This is a genomic window from Serratia ureilytica, assembly GCF_017309605.1.
Lineage (GTDB): Bacteria > Pseudomonadota > Gammaproteobacteria > Enterobacterales > Enterobacteriaceae > Serratia > Serratia ureilytica.
Map to the genome: position 1 here is coordinate 537,982 of NZ_CP071320.1, position 19,196 is coordinate 557,177.

At 60.3% G+C, this 19,196-nt stretch carries 14 protein-coding genes; 8 read left to right on the top strand and 6 right to left on the bottom strand.

Annotation, left to right across the window (positions count from 1 at the left end):
- The first annotated feature begins 6 nt into the window (after window positions 1-6).
- The gene (gene murA, locus J0X03_RS02515) at window positions 7-1,266 is read left to right on the top strand and encodes a UDP-N-acetylglucosamine 1-carboxyvinyltransferase (RefSeq protein WP_019453131.1); all 1,260 of its coding nucleotides are present in this window, start codon (window positions 7-9) and stop codon (window positions 1,264-1,266) included.
- Between the two features lie 71 nt (window positions 1,267-1,337).
- On the opposite strand, the gene degS is transcribed toward murA, so the two are convergent.
- The 3 genes from degS to zapG all read right to left on the bottom strand — a co-directional run bounded on the left by degS (window position 1,338) and on the right by zapG (window position 4,430).
- Window positions 1,338-2,396 carry an outer membrane-stress sensor serine endopeptidase DegS gene (degS, locus tag J0X03_RS02520; RefSeq protein ID WP_042785432.1) on the bottom strand — a complete coding sequence of 353 codons (1,059 nt, stop codon included), beginning with the start codon at window positions 2,394-2,396 and terminating at the stop codon, window positions 1,338-1,340.
- 88 nt (window positions 2,397-2,484) lie between these two features.
- Window positions 2,485-3,855, bottom strand: a complete 1,371-nt coding sequence (gene degQ / locus J0X03_RS02525) for a serine endoprotease DegQ (RefSeq protein ID WP_025304368.1) — start codon at window positions 3,853-3,855, stop codon at window positions 2,485-2,487.
- Between the two features lie 173 nt (window positions 3,856-4,028).
- A complete protein-coding gene (gene zapG, locus J0X03_RS02530) occupies window positions 4,029-4,430 on the bottom strand; it encodes a Z-ring associated protein ZapG (protein ID WP_004937074.1) in 402 nt (133 codons plus the stop codon).
- Window positions 4,431-4,661: 231 nt separating this feature from the next.
- On the opposite strand from zapG, the gene zapE reads away from it, so the two are divergent.
- From zapE to sspB, 5 genes are all read left to right on the top strand, one after another.
- Window positions 4,662-5,789 (top strand): cell division protein ZapE, encoded by a 1,128-nt coding sequence (zapE, locus tag J0X03_RS02535; RefSeq protein WP_033644501.1) that lies wholly within the window; start codon window positions 4,662-4,664, stop codon window positions 5,787-5,789.
- 275 nt (window positions 5,790-6,064) lie between these two features.
- Complete coding sequence (gene rplM / locus J0X03_RS02540; RefSeq protein ID WP_004937079.1) at window positions 6,065-6,493, top strand: 50S ribosomal protein L13; 429 nt, start codon at window positions 6,065-6,067, stop codon at window positions 6,491-6,493.
- 15 nt (window positions 6,494-6,508) lie between these two features.
- A complete protein-coding gene (gene rpsI / locus J0X03_RS02545; RefSeq protein ID WP_004937080.1) occupies window positions 6,509-6,901 on the top strand; it encodes a 30S ribosomal protein S9 in 393 nt (130 codons plus the stop codon).
- A 325-nt stretch (window positions 6,902-7,226) separates the two neighbouring features.
- Complete coding sequence (sspA, locus tag J0X03_RS02550; RefSeq protein WP_004937082.1) at window positions 7,227-7,868, top strand: stringent starvation protein SspA; 642 nt, start codon at window positions 7,227-7,229, stop codon at window positions 7,866-7,868.
- Between the two features lie 5 nt (window positions 7,869-7,873).
- On the top strand, window positions 7,874-8,374 hold the full coding sequence (gene sspB / locus J0X03_RS02555) for a ClpXP protease specificity-enhancing factor (protein WP_033644502.1): 501 nt from the start codon (window positions 7,874-7,876) through the stop codon (window positions 8,372-8,374).
- Window positions 8,375-8,436: 62 nt separating this feature from the next.
- Here sspB and J0X03_RS02560 read toward each other — a convergent pair whose 3' ends face one another.
- The 3 genes from J0X03_RS02560 to gltB form a co-directional block, all read right to left on the bottom strand.
- Entirely contained in the window at window positions 8,437-8,916 is a 480-nt protein-coding gene (locus tag J0X03_RS02560; protein WP_033644504.1) for a hypothetical protein, read from the bottom strand.
- Window positions 8,917-9,080: 164 nt separating this feature from the next.
- On the bottom strand, window positions 9,081-10,499 hold the full coding sequence (locus J0X03_RS02565; protein ID WP_033644505.1) for a glutamate synthase small subunit: 1,419 nt from the start codon (window positions 10,497-10,499) through the stop codon (window positions 9,081-9,083).
- Window positions 10,500-10,513: 14 nt separating this feature from the next.
- Window positions 10,514-14,974, bottom strand: coding sequence for a glutamate synthase large subunit (gene gltB, locus J0X03_RS02570; RefSeq protein WP_060660210.1), 4,461 nt, complete (start codon window positions 14,972-14,974; stop codon window positions 10,514-10,516).
- A gap of 691 nt (window positions 14,975-15,665) precedes the next feature.
- Between gltB and mnmL the strand changes: the two genes are divergently transcribed.
- A complete protein-coding gene (mnmL, locus tag J0X03_RS02575; RefSeq protein WP_160204645.1) occupies window positions 15,666-16,604 on the top strand; it encodes a tRNA modification radical SAM protein MnmL/YtqA in 939 nt (312 codons plus the stop codon).
- A 92-nt stretch (window positions 16,605-16,696) separates the two neighbouring features.
- Complete coding sequence (gene arcB, locus J0X03_RS02580; protein WP_033644509.1) at window positions 16,697-19,036, top strand: aerobic respiration two-component sensor histidine kinase ArcB; 2,340 nt, start codon at window positions 16,697-16,699, stop codon at window positions 19,034-19,036.
- The last annotated feature ends 160 nt before the right edge of the window (window positions 19,037-19,196 follow it).

Sequence of the window (19,196 nt, forward strand, 5' to 3'; positions counted from 1 at the left end):
AGTCAGATGGATAAATTTCGTGTGCAGGGTCGGACCCGCCTGAGCGGTGAAGTGTCTATTTCCGGGGCCAAAAACGCCGCCCTGCCGATCCTGTTCGCCGCCCTGTTGGCGGAAGAGCCGGTCGAGCTGCAGAATGTCCCCAAGCTGAAGGACATCGACACCACCATTAAACTGCTCAGCCAGTTGGGCACCAAGATTGAGCGCAACGGTTCGGTCTTCGTGGACGCCAGCGGCGTGAACGAGTTTTGCGCGCCTTACGATCTGGTGAAAACCATGCGCGCTTCCATCTGGGCGCTGGGGCCGCTGGTGGCACGTTTCGGCCGCGGCCAGGTTTCCCTGCCGGGCGGCTGCGCGATCGGCGCGCGTCCGGTCGATCTGCACATCACCGGCCTGGAGCAGTTGGGGGCCGAGATCAAGCTGGAAGAAGGTTACGTCAAGGCGTCCGTCGATGGCCGTCTGAAAGGCGCGCACATCGTGATGGACAAGGTGAGCGTGGGCGCGACCGTGACCATCATGAGCGCCGCGACCCTGGCGACCGGCACGACCGTTATCGAGAACGCCGCGCGTGAGCCGGAAATTGTCGATACCGCCAACTTCCTCAATACGCTGGGCGCGAAGATCAGCGGCGCAGGCAGCGACAAGATCACCATCGAGGGCGTCGAGCGTCTGGGCGGCGGCGTGTATCGCGTGCTGCCTGACCGTATCGAGACCGGTACCTTCCTGATCGCCGCCGCGGTTTCCGGCGGCAAAGTGATGTGCCGCAACACCCGTCCGGATACGCTGGATGCGGTGCTGGCCAAACTGCGTGAAGCCGGTGCCGATATCGAAGTGGGCGAAGACTGGATCAGCCTGGACATGCACGGCAAGCGCCCGAAAGCGGTCACCGTGCGCACCGCGCCGCACCCGGGCTTCCCGACCGACATGCAGGCCCAGTTCAGCCTGTTGAACCTGGTGGCGGAAGGCACCGGCGTTATCACCGAGACCATCTTCGAAAACCGCTTCATGCACGTGCCGGAATTGATCCGCATGGGGGCGCACGCGGAAATCGAGAGCAACACCGTGATCTGCCATGGCGTTGAACAGCTGTCCGGCGCTCAGGTGATGGCGACCGATCTGCGCGCTTCCGCCAGCCTGGTGATCGCCGGCTGCATCGCCGACGGCGTGACCGTCGTCGATCGCATCTACCATATTGATCGCGGCTATGAGCGTATTGAAGACAAGCTGCGCGCGCTGGGTGCGAACATCGAGCGCGTGAAAGGCGAGTAAGGCATTAGCGCCGGCGCGGCTGCGTCGGCAGGATGAAAATCAAAGGGCCGGCTATCAATGCCGGCCCTTTTTTAATTGCTGTCTTCCGGGAATTCACCCACCGTCATTTTCAACGTAATGCGCTTGCCGTCACGCAGCACGATAACCGGTATCTCGGTGCCCGGTCTGATCTCCGCCACCTGATCCATGGTCTCCAGCACGGACACCGCCGGTTTGTTATCCACGTTGATGATGATGTCGTTGATCTGGAAGCCGGCGTTGCTCGCCGGGCCGTTTGGCGTAATCTCGGTCACGATGATGCCTTGAAGGCGATCGATGCCGGAATTGGACGAGCGCAGCGGAATGATCTCTTTGCCCTGAATGCCGAAATAGCCGCGGATGACGCGGCCGTCGCGGATCAGCTTGTCCATGATTTTGGTGGCCAGTTCGATCGGAATGGCGAAGCCGAGGCCCTCCGGCGTTTCGCCGTCGGTAATTTTGTCATAGGTCAGGGTGTTGATGCCGATCAGCTCGCCCAGCGAGTTGACCAGCGCGCCGCCGGAGTTGCCGCGGTTGATGGAGGCGTCGGTCTGCAGGAACGTCTGTCGGCCGGTGGTGCTCATACTGATGCGGCCGGTGGCGCTGAGGATGCCCTGTGTGACGGTCTGCCCCAGGTTATAGGGGTTGCCGATCGCCAGCACCACGTCGCCGACGTGGGCAACGCGATTTTTATTGGTCGGGATCACCGGCAAATTGCCGGGATCGATCTTCAGCACCGCCAAATCGGTCAGGCCGTCCGAGCCGACCAACAGCGCTTCGTAGCGGCGGCCATCCTGCAACACCACGGTGATCTGCTGAGCGTCTTTGATCACGTGGCGGTTGGTGATGATATAGCCGCGTTCATTCATGATCACGCCGGAACCGAGCGACAGCACGTTGGCGGCGCCGTTCAGGTTGCGGTTGTAAATGTTCACCACGGCGGGCGCGGCGCGGCGCACCGCTTTGTTGTAGCTCACTGGCGTTTCGTCGCTGGTGCTCTCAGGTTTGTCTGCAAACAGGCCGTTGGAAGAACGCAGCATGGGCAGTGCGGCCAACAGCAGGCCGGCAACGATGAGACCGATAACGACAGAACGCAAGAGCTTAGCAAACATGGAGTTTTCGTGGTGTGATGAACGATGTTCGGAGGATAGCATGAGTTAACCGGGCGCAGTATGTCACCGAGCCCGGTTTTTGCACAAATTAACGCAGCAGCAGATAAATGGTTTCGTTGCCGCGCACGATATTGAGCGCCATCACCGGTGGCTTGGCCTCCAACACTTTACGCAGCGTGGTGATGTTGTCCACGCGCTGACGGTTGACGCCGATGATCACGTCGCCTTTCTGCAGGCCGATCTGCGCCGCCGTTGACCCTTTATCCACGTTCTCCACCTTCACGCCCTTGTCGCCGCTCGGCAACGCGCCATTGCTGAGGGAAACACCCTGCAGCGCCGGCGACAGCGTTTCGGCGTTGGTCGAGGCGCTCTCGCTGTTGTCCAGCGTGACCGAGACTTCCTGCGGTTTGCCATCGCGCAGCAGGCCCACCTTGAGGGTTTTGCCCGGCGCGGTGGTGCCGACTTTGGCGCGCAGTTCGGCGAAGCTGCTCACCGGTTTACCGTCGACGGAGACCAGGATATCCCCGGCCTTGATGCCCGCCTTGGCGGCGGCGGATTTCGGCAGCACTTCGCTGACGAAGGCGCCGCGCTGCGCGTCGGTGTTGAAGGCTTTGGCCATATCCGGGGTCATTTCGCTGCCTTTGATGCCCAGCAGGCCGCGTTTCACTTCGCCGAATTCAATCAGCTGCTGGCTCAGGTTCTGCGCCATATTGCTCGGAATGGCGAAACCGATGCCGACGTTGCCGCCGCTCGGCGCCAGAATGGCGGTATTGATGCCGATCAGCTCGCCGTTCAGGTTAACCAGCGCGCCGCCGGAGTTGCCGCGGTTGATGGAGGCGTCGGTCTGAATGAAGTTTTCCAGCCCTTCCAGATTCAGGCCGGAGCGGCCCAGCGCCGAGATAATGCCGGAAGTGGCGGTTTGGCCCAGGCCAAACGGGTTGCCGACCGCGACGGCAAAGTCGCCGACGCGCAGCTGATCGGAGTCGGCCATCTTGATGGCGGTCAGGTTTTTGGTGTCGCTGAGCTGCAGCAGGGCGATGTCGGATTGCTCATCGCGGCCGACCAGCTTGGCGTCCAGCTCGCGACCGTCGTTCAACTGCACGCGGATTTTATCGGCGTTGTTGATGACGTGGTTGTTGGTCAGCACATAGCCTTTGGCGGCGTCGATGATCACGCCGGAACCCAGCCCTTCAAACGGACGGGAGCTTTGCTGCTGGCCGGGGAAGTTAGGGCCGAAGAAGCGTCTGAACTCTTCCGGCAGTTGTTGACGCTGCACCTGAGTGCCGGCGACATGCACGCTCACTACGGCGGGCAAGACTTTTTCCAGCATCGGCGCCAGGCTCGGCAGCGGCTGCCCCTGAACGGCGACGGGCAGGGCCGCGTTGGCCACCGGTACGGAGCTGAGCGTCAGGCCGAGGCTCATTGCCAATGCACTAAGAATTAACGACTTTTTCTTCATTGATGATAACTCTCTCAATACCTGCCGATGAAAATTTGATGATAAGGCAATCACCTTGTCATAGTGAAGGGTAAGACCGTGAATTTGCGTGCAAAGTTCAGTAAAGGTAATACGAGGGAAGGTCAAGACGGTAAACGGAGGAAGCCCGCGGGTGGCCCCGCGGGCGAAGGGGGTCAGTCGCGGCGCGCGCTTTGCCCGCGCAGCAGGCCGGAGGCGCCTTCCGAATAGTCGCGCGGCATTTCCACCGGCGCTTGATCGTTGTCTGCTTCCGCTTCGGTCAGGCGATAGCGGAACGGATTTTCCTGCATCGGCAGATCCGGCAGCAGGTTGTTCGAGCTTTTCGCCATGTGCTGATACAGCTGACGATAATCGCGCGCCATGTTGTCCAGCAGCTCGGCGCTGCGGGCAAAGTGGCCGACCAGCTCCTGACGGTACTCTTCCAGCTCGGTTTTGCTCTTGTCCAGCTCGTTCTGCAGGACTTGTTGTTGACGTAATTTACGGTTGCCAAAACGCATCGCCACCGCACCAATCACGATACCGACGACCAAACCAATCAGCGCATACTCCCAGGTCATGATGACTCCTATTTTGACTTCGTTGTTCCGCAGGGATTTTTCACTTAATAATATCCACTATAACCGTTAACCTTGTCCGAGTGGAATCCTGATGCGCTTCCACCTAATTTTTACAGGGTTTTCAGCGGCGCCCGCAGCGGGCATTTGTGGCGATAACGGTGCGAATCGGCATCAACTTGCCGCCAACGTTGGCTAAATAATTTCTAAGCGTTCTTAGGGAACATCGAACAGATGCAGGCACTATCACCGTTATCTCGCTACCAGCAGGCGCTGGATGCGGGGGAATATCAGGCCGATGAGGTTCAACGCCGGGCCGTCACTCAACTGGATCGCATTTATCAGGCTCTGTTGCAAAAGCCGGCGGCGAGCGCGCCTGCCGGCGGGCTGCGCGGTAAGCTCAGCCGCTTGCTGGGCAAGGGCGGCGACACGGCGCCGCAGCGCCCGGTGCAGGGGCTGTATATGTGGGGCGGCGTCGGGCGCGGCAAAACCTGGTTGATGGATATGTTCTTCCACAGTTTGCCGGGCGATCGCAAAATGCGTCTGCACTTTCACCGCTTCATGCTGCGGGTGCATGAAGAACTGACCGAGTTGCAGGGGCGGGAAAACCCGCTGGAAATCGTCGCCGACGGCTTTAAGGCCGAGACCGACGTGCTGTGTTTCGACGAATTCTTCGTGTCCGACATCACCGACGCCATGCTGCTGGCCACGCTGCTGCAGGCGCTGTTCGCGCGCGGCATTACGCTGGTGGCCACGTCGAACATCCCGCCGGACGATCTGTACCGCAACGGTCTGCAGCGGGCGCGTTTCCTGCCGGCCATCGATCTGATCAACGAGTACTGCGACGTGATGAACGTCGACGCCGGCATCGACTATCGTCTGCGTACCCTGACCCAGGCGCACCTCTACCTGACGCCGCTGAGCGACCAGACGCGCGAGACGCTGGATCGGATGTTCGTCAAGCTGGCGGGCAAGGCGGGGGAGGACGCGCCGGTGCTGCAGATCAACCATCGGCCGCTGCAGGCTATCCGTTCGGTGGACGGCGTGCTGGCGGTGGATTTCCACACGCTGTGCGAAGAGGCGCGCAGCCAACTGGACTACATCGCACTGTCGCGGCTGTATCACAGCGTGATCCTGTATAATGTGCGGGTGATGGGGCCGCTGAAAGAGAATACCGCGCGCCGTTTCCTGGCGTTGGTGGACGAATTCTACGAGCGGCACATCAAGCTGGTGATCGGCGCCGAAGCGTCGATGTTCGAGATCTATCAGGGGGTGCAGCTGAAATTTGAATTCCAGCGCTGCCTGTCGCGCCTGCAGGAAATGCAGAGCGAAGAGTACCTCAAGCTGCCGCATTTGCCCTGAGTCTGCCGGGCTTGCCGCCGCCGTATCGCCGGTTGTCCGCCGCCGGCGATAAATTTATTTTCCATTCAAAAACCGTTCGATCTTTGTGAGCGACTTCTCTATAATCTTGCGACCCCACGTTACAACAAAGTTTTTTTTCCCAAAAACTTTATAGTGCCGGCAATGGCTATTCGAAGGGGTAGGTTTGCTGGACTTGTATGGTCGTGTGAGCCTCAACTGTTTTCGAGCGTTTGGGTGTTCACCAACGTGTAACTAATTATTGGGTAAGCTTTCTAATGAAAACTTTTACAGCTAAACCAGAAACCGTAAAACGCGACTGGTACGTTGTTGATGCAGATGGTAAAACTTTAGGCCGTCTCGCTACTGAACTGGCTCGTCGCCTGCGCGGCAAGCATAAAGCGGAATACACCCCGCACGTGGATACCGGTGATTACATCATCGTTCTGAACGCTGACAAAGTTGCTGTAACCGGCAACAAGCGTACAGACAAAGTGTACTACCACCACACCGGCCACATCGGTGGTATCAAGCAAGCGACCTTTGAAGAGATGATTGCCCGCCGTCCTGAGCGCGTGATTGAAATCGCGGTTAAAGGCATGCTGCCAAAGGGCCCGCTGGGTCGTGCTATGTTCCGTAAACTGAAAGTTTACGCGGGCACCGAGCACAATCACGCGGCACAGCAACCGCAAGTTCTGGACATTTAATCGGGATTAATGGCAATGGCTGAAAATCAATACTACGGCACTGGTCGCCGCAAAAGCTCCGCCGCTCGCGTCTTCATCAAGCCGGGCAACGGTAACATCGTTATCAACCAGCGCAGCCTGGAACAGTACTTCGGTCGCGAAACTGCCCGCATGGTAGTTCGTCAGCCGCTGGAACTGGTCGACATGGTTGGCAAACTGGATCTGTACATCACCGTTAAAGGTGGTGGTATCTCCGGTCAAGCTGGCGCCATCCGTCACGGTATCACCCGTGCACTGATGGAGTACGATGAGACTCTGCGTTCTGAACTGCGTAAAGCTGGCTTCGTCACCCGTGACGCTCGTCAGGTTGAACGTAAGAAAGTCGGTCTGCGTAAAGCACGTCGTCGTCCGCAGTTCTCCAAGCGTTAATTTCCGCTGCTTCGGCAGTGCGATTTACGCAAAAAACCCGGTGCTTCACCGGGTTTTTTTATGCCTGAAATCCGCCGTCCCCGACTAAAATCTGTGGTATATCAGACAATTCAACATGAATTCGCCGCAGCGCCCCCACAAAACAAGCAAAATCTGGTAAACTATCACCCACTTTTGCGCCTGTTCGCCGTGCAGTTGACCTCCTGGGCCGGTTTTTTATGGGTTCGGGTCGCGCTGCGTGCTGCCGGCCTGCGGCAAGATTATTCAGGATAGCAGCCTGTCAGTTGGCTATTCGCAGTATTTTCTAGATAACTTGGAGGTTTTCATGGCTGTCGCTGCCAACAAACGTTCGGTAATGACGCTGTTCTCTGGCCCGACCGACATTTTTAGCCATCAAGTACGCATCGTACTGGCGGAGAAAGGTGTCAGCGTCGAGATCGAGCAGGTCGAAATGGATAACCTGCCGCAAGATCTGATTGACCTCAACCCTTACCAGACGGTGCCTACGCTGGTCGATCGCGAACTGACCCTGTATGAATCCCGCATCATCATGGAATACCTGGATGAGCGCTTCCCGCACCCGCCGTTGATGCCGGTTTACCCGGTTGCCCGTGGTGAGAGCCGTCTGATGATGCTGCGCATCGAGAAGAACTGGTACTCGCTGATGGACAAGATCGAGAAGAGCAGCGGTCAGGAAGCAGAATCCGCCCGCCGCCAACTGCGTGAAGAGCTGCTGGCGATCGCGCCTATTTTCGGCCAGGCGCCGTATTTCATGAGCGAAGAGTTCAGCCTGGTGGATTGCTACCTGGCACCGCTGTTGTGGCGTCTGCCGCAGCTGGGCATCGAGTTGAGCGGCGCCGGCTCCAAAGAGCTGAAAGGCTACATGACCCGCGTCTTCGAACGCGACGCTTTCCTGGCTTCCCTGACCGAAGCCGAGCGTGAAATGCGCCTGCAAACCCGGGGCTAAGCGCGATGGACATGTCTCAGATGACGCCGCGTCGCCCGTATCTGCTGCGGGCGTTCTATGACTGGCTGCTGGATAACCAGCTGACGCCGCACCTGGTGGTCGACGTGACTCGCCCTGATGTTCAGGTGCCGATGGAGTTCGCGCGCGATGGCCAGATCGTGTTGAATATCGCGCCGCGCGCGGTAGGCAACCTGGCGTTGGGCAACGAAGACGTGCAGTTCAACGCGCGCTTCGGCGGCGTGCCGCGCCAGGTTTCGGTGCCGATGGCCGCCGTGCTGGCGATTTATGCGCGTGAGAACGGCGCCGGCACGATGTTTGAACCGGAAGCCGCCTACGACGAAAGCGAAGGCGTGTTCGAAGGTTTGGACAATGAGACGATCCCTTCGGAAACGTTGATGTCGGTGATCGACGGCGATCGCCCGGATACCGCGGAAGATGACGGCTCGGACGACGAACCGCCGCAGCCGCCGCGCGGTGGCCGCCCGGCGCTGCGCGTGGTAAAATAAGCCCGCGTGAACAAACGAAAAAGCACCCCGTGGGGTGCTTTTTTTTGCCCGGACGAAGCGGATCAGCCTTTCAAGGCGGCAATGCAGGCATCGCGCGGCGCGCTGAGATCGCCTACGCGCACGGTGGACAGCGCGCGGGCCGCGCGCTCACGGAAGCTGGTGATGGCGGTGTCGCCTTGCACTTCCGGCGGCGCGGTGCAGATGTCATTGAGCGGCAGATCGTTGCCTTTGTTGAGCGCCTGCAATACCGCCGCCGGGTTGTAGATCAGGGCGGCGGAGAGGGCAGATTTAATGCCGGCGGTAAATCCGGCATTGCCGCCGCCGGCCAGCTTGGGTGCCAGGGCAATCCAGTTGTCGTCCCCCAACCGGATACTGTTTTCCACGGCGCTGAACTGCCCGGCCTTGCCCAACTGCGCCACGACCGGCCGTGCGCCGCGCGCTTCGATATTGTAACCGACCTCCTGCGAATCCAGCGCCAGGGCTGAGGCGCTGAAACTGACGGCCAGCAGTGCGCCGGCCAACAGGGAAATGGAGCATTTCATGTTCGCTATCCTTATCTCGGTGTCAGGCGCAGCCGCGCCCTGCAATGGTGCTAACTCAATACTATAGCGCGTTGAGGCAGTGAGTAGGGGGGAGGTTGTTACAAAGCGTGGCCGGTTAAAACAAAGGCCCGGCAATGTGCCGGGCCTTTGGCGGTACGGAAGGTTTACACTTCCAGGTAGTTCATGATGCCGTCTGCCGCTTTGCGGCCTTCGGCGATCGCCGTCACCACCAGGTCGGAGCCGCGGACCGCGTCGCCACCGGCGAAGATTTTCGGGTTGCTGGTCTGGAATGCGTTGTCGCTGCCTTCCGGCGCCACGATGCGGCCCTGTTTATCGAGCTGCACGTCGTGCGCCGCCAGCCAGTCCATGCGGTGTGGGCGGAAGCCGAACGCCATCACCACCGCGTCGGCGTCGATCACGTGCTCGGAACCCGGCACCTGCTCCGCCGCCTGGCGGCCGTTGGCATCCGGCGCACCCAACTGAGTGCGCACCATTTTCACCCCGGCCACGCGGCCGGCGCTGTTCAGTTCGATGCTCAGCGGCTGCAGGTTGAACTGGAAGTCCACCCCTTCTTCCCGGGCGTTCTTCACTTCGCGCTTGGAGCCCGGCATGTTGGCCTCGTCGCGGCGGTAGGCGCAGGTGACCTGCGTCGCGCCCTGACGCACCGAGGTGCGCACGCAGTCCATGGCGGTATCGCCGCCGCCCAGCACCACCACCCGTTTGCCTTCCATGCTGACATAAGGCTCGTGCTGCTCGGTTTCATACCCCATCAGCTGCTTGGTGTTGGCGATCAGGAACGGCAGCGCGTCGTACACGCCCTGCGCATCCTCATTCTCCAGCCCGCCACGCATCGATTGATAGGTGCCGACGCCGAGGAACACCGCATCGTACTCGCTCAGCAAAGTCTCCATGCTGACGTCTTTGCCCACTTCGGTATTCAGCTGGAACTCGATGCCCATCTCGCTGAAGATGCCGCGGCGTTTGACCATCACTTCCTTTTCCAGCTTGAAGGCCGGGATGCCGAAGGTCAGCAGACCGCCGATCTCAGGATGACGATCATACACCACCGCTTTGACGCCGTTGCGGGTCAGCACGTCAGCGCAGGCCAACCCGGCGGGGCCGGCACCGACGATCGCCACGCGCTTGCCGGTCGGCTGCACGTGCGACATGTCCGGCTTCCAGCCCATTTCGATGGCCTTATCGCTGATGTAACGCTCGATATTGCCGATGGTGACTGCGCCGAACTCGTCGTTCAGGGTGCAAGACCCTTCGCACAGGCGATCCTGCGGGCATACGCGGCCGCACACCTCCGGCAGGCTGTTGGTCTGATGCGCCAGGTCCGCCGCTTCCATGATGCGGCCTTCGTTGGCCAGCTTCAGCCAGTTCGGGATGTAGTTGTGCACCGGGCACTTCCACTCGCAATACGGGTTGCCGCAGGACAGACAGCGGTCCGCCTGGGCTTTGGCCTGGGTTTCCGAAAACGGTTCGTAGATCTCGACGAACTCGATTTTGCGGATCTTCAGCGGTTTCTTAGGCGGATCAACACGCTGCAGGTCGATAAATTGATAAACGTTCTGGCTCATTAATGACCTACCTCTTACTGCGCCTGCACCCGCAGCTCGGCTGCGGAACGGCTACGGTGACCCAACAGCGCTTTGACATCGCTGGACTTCGGTTTGACCAGGGCGAACTTCGGCGCCCACTCCGGCCAGTTGGCCAGGATCTCTTCCGCGCGGGAAGAGCCGGTCGCCTGCACGTGTTCGGTGATCAGGCCGCGCAGATGCTCCTCATGGATCGCCAACTGATCGACATCCAGCACTTCCACCAGCTCCGGGTTCACGCGCTTGCGGAACTCGCCGTCTTCGTCCAGCACGTAGGCGAAGCCGCCGGTCATGCCGGCGCCGAAGTTGATGCCGGTTTTACCCAGCACGCAGACGATGCCGCCGGTCATGTATTCGCAGCCGTTGTCGCCGATGCCTTCCACCACGGTGATGGCGCCGGAGTTGCGCACCGCGAAACGCTCGCCCGCGCGGCCGGCGGCGAACAGCTTGCCGCCGGTGGCGCCGTACAGGCAGGTGTTGCCGACGATGCTGGCTTCATGGCTGCGGAAGGCGGAGCCGATCGGCGGACGCACCGCGATGCTGCCGCCGGCCATGCCTTTGCCGACATAGTCGTTGGCGTCGCCGGTCAGGGTCAGCTCGACGCCGCCGGCGTTCCAGACGCCGAAGCTCTGCCCGGCGGTGCCGGAGAAGTGCGCCTTGATCGGATCGGCCGCCATGCCCTGATCGCCGTGCACGTTGGCGATAGCGCCGGACAGCATGGCGCCCACGGAGCGGTCGGTGTTGCGAATGTCGAAGTAGAAGGTTTTACCCTGTTTCGCTTCGATATGCGGCTGCGCCTGCGCCAGCAGCTCTTTGTTCAGCAGGCCCTTGTCGAACGCCGGGTTGCTGCTTTCGGTGCAGTACACCGCTTTGCCCGGATGCGGCGTGGCGGTTTTCAGCAGCGGCGACAGATCCAGCTTGTTCTGCTTGGCGGAGATGCCGTCCAGCTCGGTCAGGAACTCGGTGCGGCCGATCAGATCCACCAACTGGCTCACGCCCAGTTGCGCCATGATCTCGCGGGTTTCACGCGCGATAAACTGGAAGTAATTCGTCACGCGTTCCGGCAGGCCGTGGTAGTGATCGCGGCGCAGCTTGTCGTCCTGAGTCGCGACGCCGGTCGCGCAGTTGTTGAGGTGGCAGATGCGCAGGTATTTGCAGCCCAGCGCCACCATTGGCCCGGTGCCGAAGCCGAAGCTTTCCGCGCCCAGGATCGCCGCTTTGACGATGTCCACGCCGGTTTTCAGGCCGCCGTCCACCTGCAGGCGGATCTTGTGGCGCAGACCGTTGGCCACCAGCGCCTGCTGGGTTTCCACCAGGCCCAGTTCCCATGGGCAGCCGGCATATTTCACCGAGGACAGCGGGCTGGCGCCGGTGCCGCCGTCGTAACCGGCGATGGTGATCAGATCGGCATAGGCTTTCGCCACGCCGGTGGCGATGGTGCCGACGCCCGGCTCGGACACCAGTTTCACCGAGATCACCGCCTTCGGGTTGACCTGCTTCAGATCGAAGATCAGCTGCGCCAGATCTTCGATCGAGTAGATGTCGTGGTGTGGCGGCGGGGAGATCAGCGTCACGCCCGGCACCGAGTAACGCAGTCTGGCGATGTACGGGGTGACTTTGTCGCCCGGCAGCTGGCCGCCTTCGCCCGGCTTGGCGCCTTGCGCCACCTTAATCTGGATCACGTCGGCGTTCACCAGGTAGGCCGGTGTTACGCCGAAGCGGCCGGAGGCCACCTGTTTGATGCGCGACACCTTGTTGGTGCGGTAGCGCGCCGGATCTTCGCCGCCTTCGCCGGAGTTGGAGAAGCCGCCGAGGCCGTTCATGGCGATCGCCAGTGATTCGTGCGCTTCCGGGCTCAGCGCGCCGATCGACATCGCCGCCGTGTCGAAGCGTTTGAACAGCGATTCCGCCGGTTCGACCTGATCGACCGGGATCGGTTCGCCTTTCGGCGTGATGGCCAGCAGATCGCGTAGCATGGCGACCGGCCGCTCGTTCACCAGCTTGGCGTAAGCCTGATAGTCGCTGTACTCGCCGCTGTGTACCGCTTTTTGCAGCGAGTTCACCACGTCCGGGTTGTAGGCGTGGTATTCGCCGCCGTGCACGAATTTCAGCAGGCCGCCTTGCTCCAGCGGTTTGCGTTTCAGCCAGGCGCGCTTGGAAAGGTTCTGCAGATCCTGCTGGAAATCGCTGAAGCTGGCGCCGCCAATGCGGCTGACCACGCCCTGGAAGCACAGATCCGCCAGATCGCGGTGCAGGCCGACCGCTTCGAACAGCTTGGAGCAGCGGTAAGAGGCGATGGTCGAAATGCCCATCTTGGACATGATCTTGTACAGGCCTTTGTTGATGCCGTTGCGGTAGTTCAGCATCACGTCGCGGTATTTCTTGTCGATCGCCTGGCTGTCCACCAGCTTGGCCAGGGTTTCATAGGCCAGATACGGATAGATGGCGGTCGCGCCGAAGCCGAGCAGTACGGCGAAGTGGTGCGGATCGCGGGCGCTGGCGGTTTCAACGATCAGGTTGGCGTCGCAGCGCAGGCTTTTTTCCACCAGGCGGGTTTGCACGGCGCCGACTGCCATCGGAGCAGGCACCGGCAGGCGGCCGGGCGCGATGGCGCGGTCGGACAGCACCAACAGCACCGCACCTTCACGCACCTTGCGTTCCGCTTCGTCGCACAGGGCGCGAATGGTCTGCTCCAGATCCTGCTGCTGCGGATCGAAGGTCAGATCGAGCGTCTCGGCGCGATAGTATTCGCCTTCCAGCGTGGTGAGCTGTTTGAAATCGGAGTACAGCAGGATCGGCGATTTGAAGCTCAGGCGGTGCGCCTGGCCTTCGGCTTCGCAGAACACGTTCATTTCGCGGCCGATGCTGGTGGCCAGCGACATGACGTGCGCTTCACGCAGCGGATCGATCGGCGGATTGGTGACCTGCGCGAACTGCTGGCGGAAATAGTCGTAAACGATGCGCGGCCGGCTGGAGAGCACGGCGAACGGGGTATCGTCGCCCATCGAACCGGTGGCCTCCTGGCCAATTTCGCCCAGCACGCGGATCACCTGATCCAGCTCTTCACTGCTGTAGCCGAACTGTTTCTGATAGGTTTCGAGCTGCGCGTCGTCGAGCTCGCGGCTGCCGACCTGATCGTCCGGCAGATCTTCGAACGGCACCAGGCGTTTGACGTTTTTCTCCATCCACTCTTTATACGGGTGGCGGCTTTTCAGATCGTTGTCGGTTTCCGCCGAGTGCAGGATGCGGCCGCTGCGGGTGTCGATCACCATCAGCTCGCCGGGGCCGACGCGGCCTTTTTCCACCACTTCATCCGGCTGGTAATCCCAGATGCCGACTTCGGAGGCGCAGGTGATCAGCTTGTCTTTGGTGATCACGTAGCGCGCCGGGCGCAGGCCGTTGCGATCGAGGTTACAGGCGGCGTAGCGGCCGTCGGACATCACGATGCCGGCCGGGCCGTCCCACGGCTCCATGTGCATCGAGTTGAAGTCGAAGAAGGCGCGCAGATCGCCGTCCATGTCCGGGTTGTTCTGCCAGGCCGGCGGCACCAGCAGGCGCATGGCGCGGATGAGATCCATCCCGCCCGCCAGCAGCAGCTCCAGCATGTTGTCCAGCGAACTGGAGTCGGAGCCGGTTTCGTTGACGAACGGCGCGGCGGCCTGGAGATCCGGGATCAGCGGCGTTTGGAATTTATAGGTACGGGCGCGTGCCCACTGGCGGTTGCCGGTGATGGTGTTGATTTCGCCGTTGTGCGCCAGGTAGCGGAACGGCTGCGCCAGCGGCCAGCGCGGCACGGTGTTGGTGGAGAAGCGCTGGTGGAACAGGCAAATGGCCGACTCCAGGCGCAGGTCCGCCAGATCGAGATAGAAGCGCGGCAGATCCGCAGGCATGCACAGGCCTTTATAGATCGTCACCAGGTTAGAGAAGCTGCAGACGTAGAAACTGTCGTCCTGCACGCGTTTCTCTATGCGGCGACGCGCCACGAACAGGCGGCGTTCCATATCACGCGGGCGCCAGCCGGCCGGGGCGTTAACGAAGATTTGCTCGATGCGCGGCAGGGAGGAGAGGGCGATTTCACCCAGCACGTCCGGGTTGGTCGGCACTTCGCGCCAGCCGACGATCGACAGCGTTTCGTTTTGCAGCTCTTCTTCCACGATGCGGCGGCTGAGGCGCGCTTCCTCTTCATTCTGGCTGAGGAACATCATGCCGACGGCGTAGTTCTTGGCCAAACGCCAGCCGCGCTCTTCCGCCACCATGCGGAAGAAACGATCGGGTTTTTGCAGCAACAGGCCGCAGCCGTCGCCGGTCTTGCCGTCGGCGAGGATCGCGCCGCGGTGCTGCATGCGGGCCAGCGCGTGAATGGCGGTGCGCACCACCTTGTGGCTAGGTTCGCCTTCTATGTGGGCGATCAGGCCGAAACCACAGTTGTCCCTCTCTTGGGATTTATCGTACAACATATCGTGAACCTCCCCAGGCTCTGCGTGACTCTCACAACCTACTGCGAGGGGGCTTCCCAATTTCAGGCAGAAGTCCAATCAGCAAGTTAACCCCGCCAATCTGCTTTTCCGCCCTCCATCAATGGCCTCTCGTGACGGTCTCACAAGTGGTATAGGACTTGTTTTAAGAGGGAGTCTTCAATTACTGCATAAATATGACGAGACGTTTGCCCGTCCAGAAAGCTTCCAGCGGACTTCCAACTTAGCGAGAAAGAATTCGCAGGTCAAATGTGGGCTTAAGATAGATTCTTATCGAATTACTGATGTTTATTTATTTGATAAATAAGTAATTTAATGCATTTTTGCACTATCGTGGGGCAACGCCGATCCCTGCAGAAGTGTGAGCTGTCTCACTATAGTGCAACCTCTTAATCTCTGCACCATGCTAGTGCGGGGGGTAATGCCAGAATTTTATTCTATAAGATATTGCTTAGCTGATGTTTATGACTATTTTTCACCGTGTTGTCATATTGCCGTTAACGGTTGCGTGACGATTAGAATAATTCATCAGAATTAGAGTGAATTGATTTGCGTTTATGATGAATAGTTATGCCTGATGGCGCCTTGCGGGGAAAGCGTTGATCTCTGTCATCGCGGGAAAAACCGTTTCTTATTAGCATCGCGGCTTTGAACACAGAGAACCACCAAGATTATGCAGTTGCCGCAATTAGTCAATATGTTTGGCGCGGATCTCCAGCGCCGCTATGGCGAAAAGATCCATAAACTCACGCTGCACGGCGGATTCAGCTGCCCTAACCGCGACGGCACGTTGGGGCGCGGCGGCTGTACGTTCTGCAATGTCGCCTCGTTCGCCGATGAAGCGATGCAGCGGCAGAGCATTGCCGAACAGCTGGCGCAGCAGGCCGCGCGGGCCGATCGGGCGCGGCGCTATCTGGCCTATTTCCAGGCCTATACCAGCACCTATGCGGAGGTTGAACGGCTGGAGACGATGTATCGGCAGGCGTTGGCGCAGAGCGCCATGGTCGGCCTGTGCGTCGGCACCCGGCCGGACTGCGTGCCGACCGCCGCGCTGGATCTGCTGACGGGATACCGCGAGCAAGGCTATGAAGTGTGGCTGGAGCTGGGGTTGCAGACGGCGCACGATAAAACGCTGAAGCGTATTAACCGCGGCCATGATTTTCGCTGTTATCAGCAGACTGCGCGACTGGCCCGGCAGCGCGGGCTGAAGGTGTGCTGCCATCTGATCGTCGGGCTGCCGGGGGAAACTCAGCGCGATCATCTGCTCACGCTGCAGCGGGTGACGGAGACCGGCGTGGATGGCATCAAACTGCATCCGCTGCACGTCGTCACCGACAGTACCCTGGCGCGGGCGTGGCATGCCGGGCGGTTGCCCGAACTGGCGTTGGAGGACTACGCCGCCAACGCCGGGGAGATGATCCGCCATACGCCGGGCGGGGTGGTGTACCACCGTCTTTCCGCCAGCGCCCGTCGGCCGACGCTGCTGGCGCCGCTGTGGTGCGAAAACCGCTGGAGCGGCATGCAGGCGGTCGGTGCTTATCTGCAGCAATACGGCGGGCAGGGCAGCGCGCTGGATGAAAAGCGGCGCTACCGCCCTGGAATGCCGCTCTGAAGTGCAATCTTTGCCACACTTCGGCGTTTGCCGCCTTATCTCATCGCGGTTTTACGGTATGATTCAAAAGATTGTGTCTGATGGGAGCCGCTATGAAGCAAATCCGGGTGTTGGCCCAGTACTACGTTGATTTAATGGTGAAACTGGGGTTGGTGCGCTTCTCGCTGCTGCTGGCCTCGGCGCTGGTGGTGCTGGCGATGGTGGTGCAGATGGCGGTGACCATGCTGCTGCGCGGCGAAGTGGAAAGCATCGACGTGGTGCGTTCAATCTTCTTCGGTCTGTTGATCACCCCGTGGGCGGTCTACTTTCTCTCGGTGGTAGTGGAACAGCTGGAAGAGTCGCGCCAACGGCTGGCGCGGCTGGTGGACAAGCTGGAAGAGATGCGCCACCGCGATCTGGAGCTTAATCAGCAGCTCAAAGACAATATCAGCCAGCTGAATCAGGAGATCGCCGACCGTATCAAAGCGGAAGAAGAGCGCCTGCAGGTAATGGAAAAGCTGACGGAAGAGATGGAGCAGCGCGAGCAGGCGCAGATTGAGCTGGGCCAGCAATCGGCGCTGCTGCGTTCTTTCCTCGATGCCTCGCCGGATTTGGTCTACTACCGCAACGAAGACAAAGAGTTTTCCGGCTGTAACCGCGCGATGGAACTGCTGACCGGCAAGAGCGAGAAACAGCTGATCGGCCTGACGCCGTTCGACGTCTACGGCCAGGAGATCGCCGAAAAGGTCATTGAGACCGACGAGAAGGTGTTCCGCCACAACGTTTCGCTGACCTACGAACAGTGGCTGGTGTATCCCGACGGCCGCAAGGCCTGTTTCGAGCTGCGCAAGGTCCCGTTTTACGACCGGGTGGGCAAACGCCACGGGCTGATGGGCTTCGGCCGCGATATTACCGAGCGTAAGCGCTACCAGGACGCGCTGGAGAACGCCAGCAGGGAGAAGACCACCTTTATCTCCACGATCAGCCACGAGCTGCGTACGCCGCTTAACGGCATCGTCGGCCTGAGCCGCATTTTGCTTGATACCGAGCTGAACGACGAGCAGCTGAAATACCTGAAGACCATTCACGTCAGCGCCATCACCCTCGGCAATATCTTCAACGACATTATCGAAATGGACAAGCTCGAGCGGCGCAAGGTGCAGCTCGACAACCAGCCGGTGGACTTCACCGGATTCCTGGCGGATCTGGAGAATCTCTCGGGCCTGCTGGCGCAGCCGAAAGGGCTGCAGTTCATCATGGAGCCGCAGACGCCGCTGCCGCAGCAGATCGTGACCGACGGCACGCGCCTGCGGCAGATCTTGTGGAACCTGATCGGCAACGCGGTGAAATTTACCCAGCAGGGGCAAATTGTGGTGCGCGTGCGGCGCGAGGCGCAGGAGAAGCTGGTGTTCGAAGTGGAAGACTCGGGCATGGGCATCCCGCAGGACGAGCAGGACAAGATCTTCGCCATGTATTATCAGGTGAAAGATCAGCGCGGCGGCCGTCCGGCCACCGGCACCGGCATCGGGCTGGCGGTCTCCAAACGGCTGGCGCAGAGCATGGGCGGCGACATTACCGTGCGCAGCGAACAAGGGCACGGTTCTTGCTTCACTTTGACCATCAAGGCGCCGGCGGTGCAGGAAGCCGTCAGCGCGGCGCCGGAGGAAGAGGAGCTGCCGTTGCCGGCGCTGCACATCCTGCTGGTGGAAGATATCGAACTGAACGTGATCGTGGCGCGCTCGGTGCTGGAGAAGCTGGGCAACAGCGTCGAGGTGGCGATGAACGGCCACGACGCGCTGGCGATGTTCGATCCGGACGAGTTCGATCTGGTGCTGCTGGACATCCAACTGCCGGACATGACCGGGTTGGATATCGCCCGGGCGCTGCGCGAGCGTTACGCCGGACAGGCGCTGCCGCCGTTGGTGGCCCTGACCGCCAACGTGCTGAAAGACAAAAAAGAGTATCTCGAGGCGGGCATGGACGATGTGCTGAGCAAGCCGCTGTCGGTGCCGGCGCTGACCAAGGTCATCAAACACTATTGGGATCATCAACCTTCTCACACTTCTAAGAAAACGGAGCACAAGGCGATGCAGATTAATGAGTCGTTACTCGATACCGCGATGCTGGAGCAGTACATGGACCTGGTTGGCCCGCAGTTGATCCATCAAAGTCTGGAGATGTTCGAACAGATGATGCCGGGTTATCTGGCGGTGCTGGATTCCAATATGACGGCGCGCGATCAGAAAGGCATCACCGAGGAAGGGCACAAGATCAAGGGCGCCGCCGGTTCGGTCGGCCTGCGTCACCTGCAGCAGTTGGCGCAACAGATTCAAACGCCGACGCTGCCGGCCTGGTGGGATAACGTGCAGGACTGGGTAGATGAGCTGAAGCAAGAGTGGCGCAACGACGTGCAGGTACTGCGGGCTTGGGTAGAGAACGCTGAAAAAAAATGACCCCGACGTGAGCCGGGGTGCGCGAATATTGCGCCAACACCAGGGAAATTGTGAACCTGCGTATTGGTTTCAGTGTTCTGGTCGAGCAGGTTGTAGCGAATTCCTAAACATCATACAGCCAACAACATAGCAAATGTAAGCGCTCTTGTTAGAAGATTCA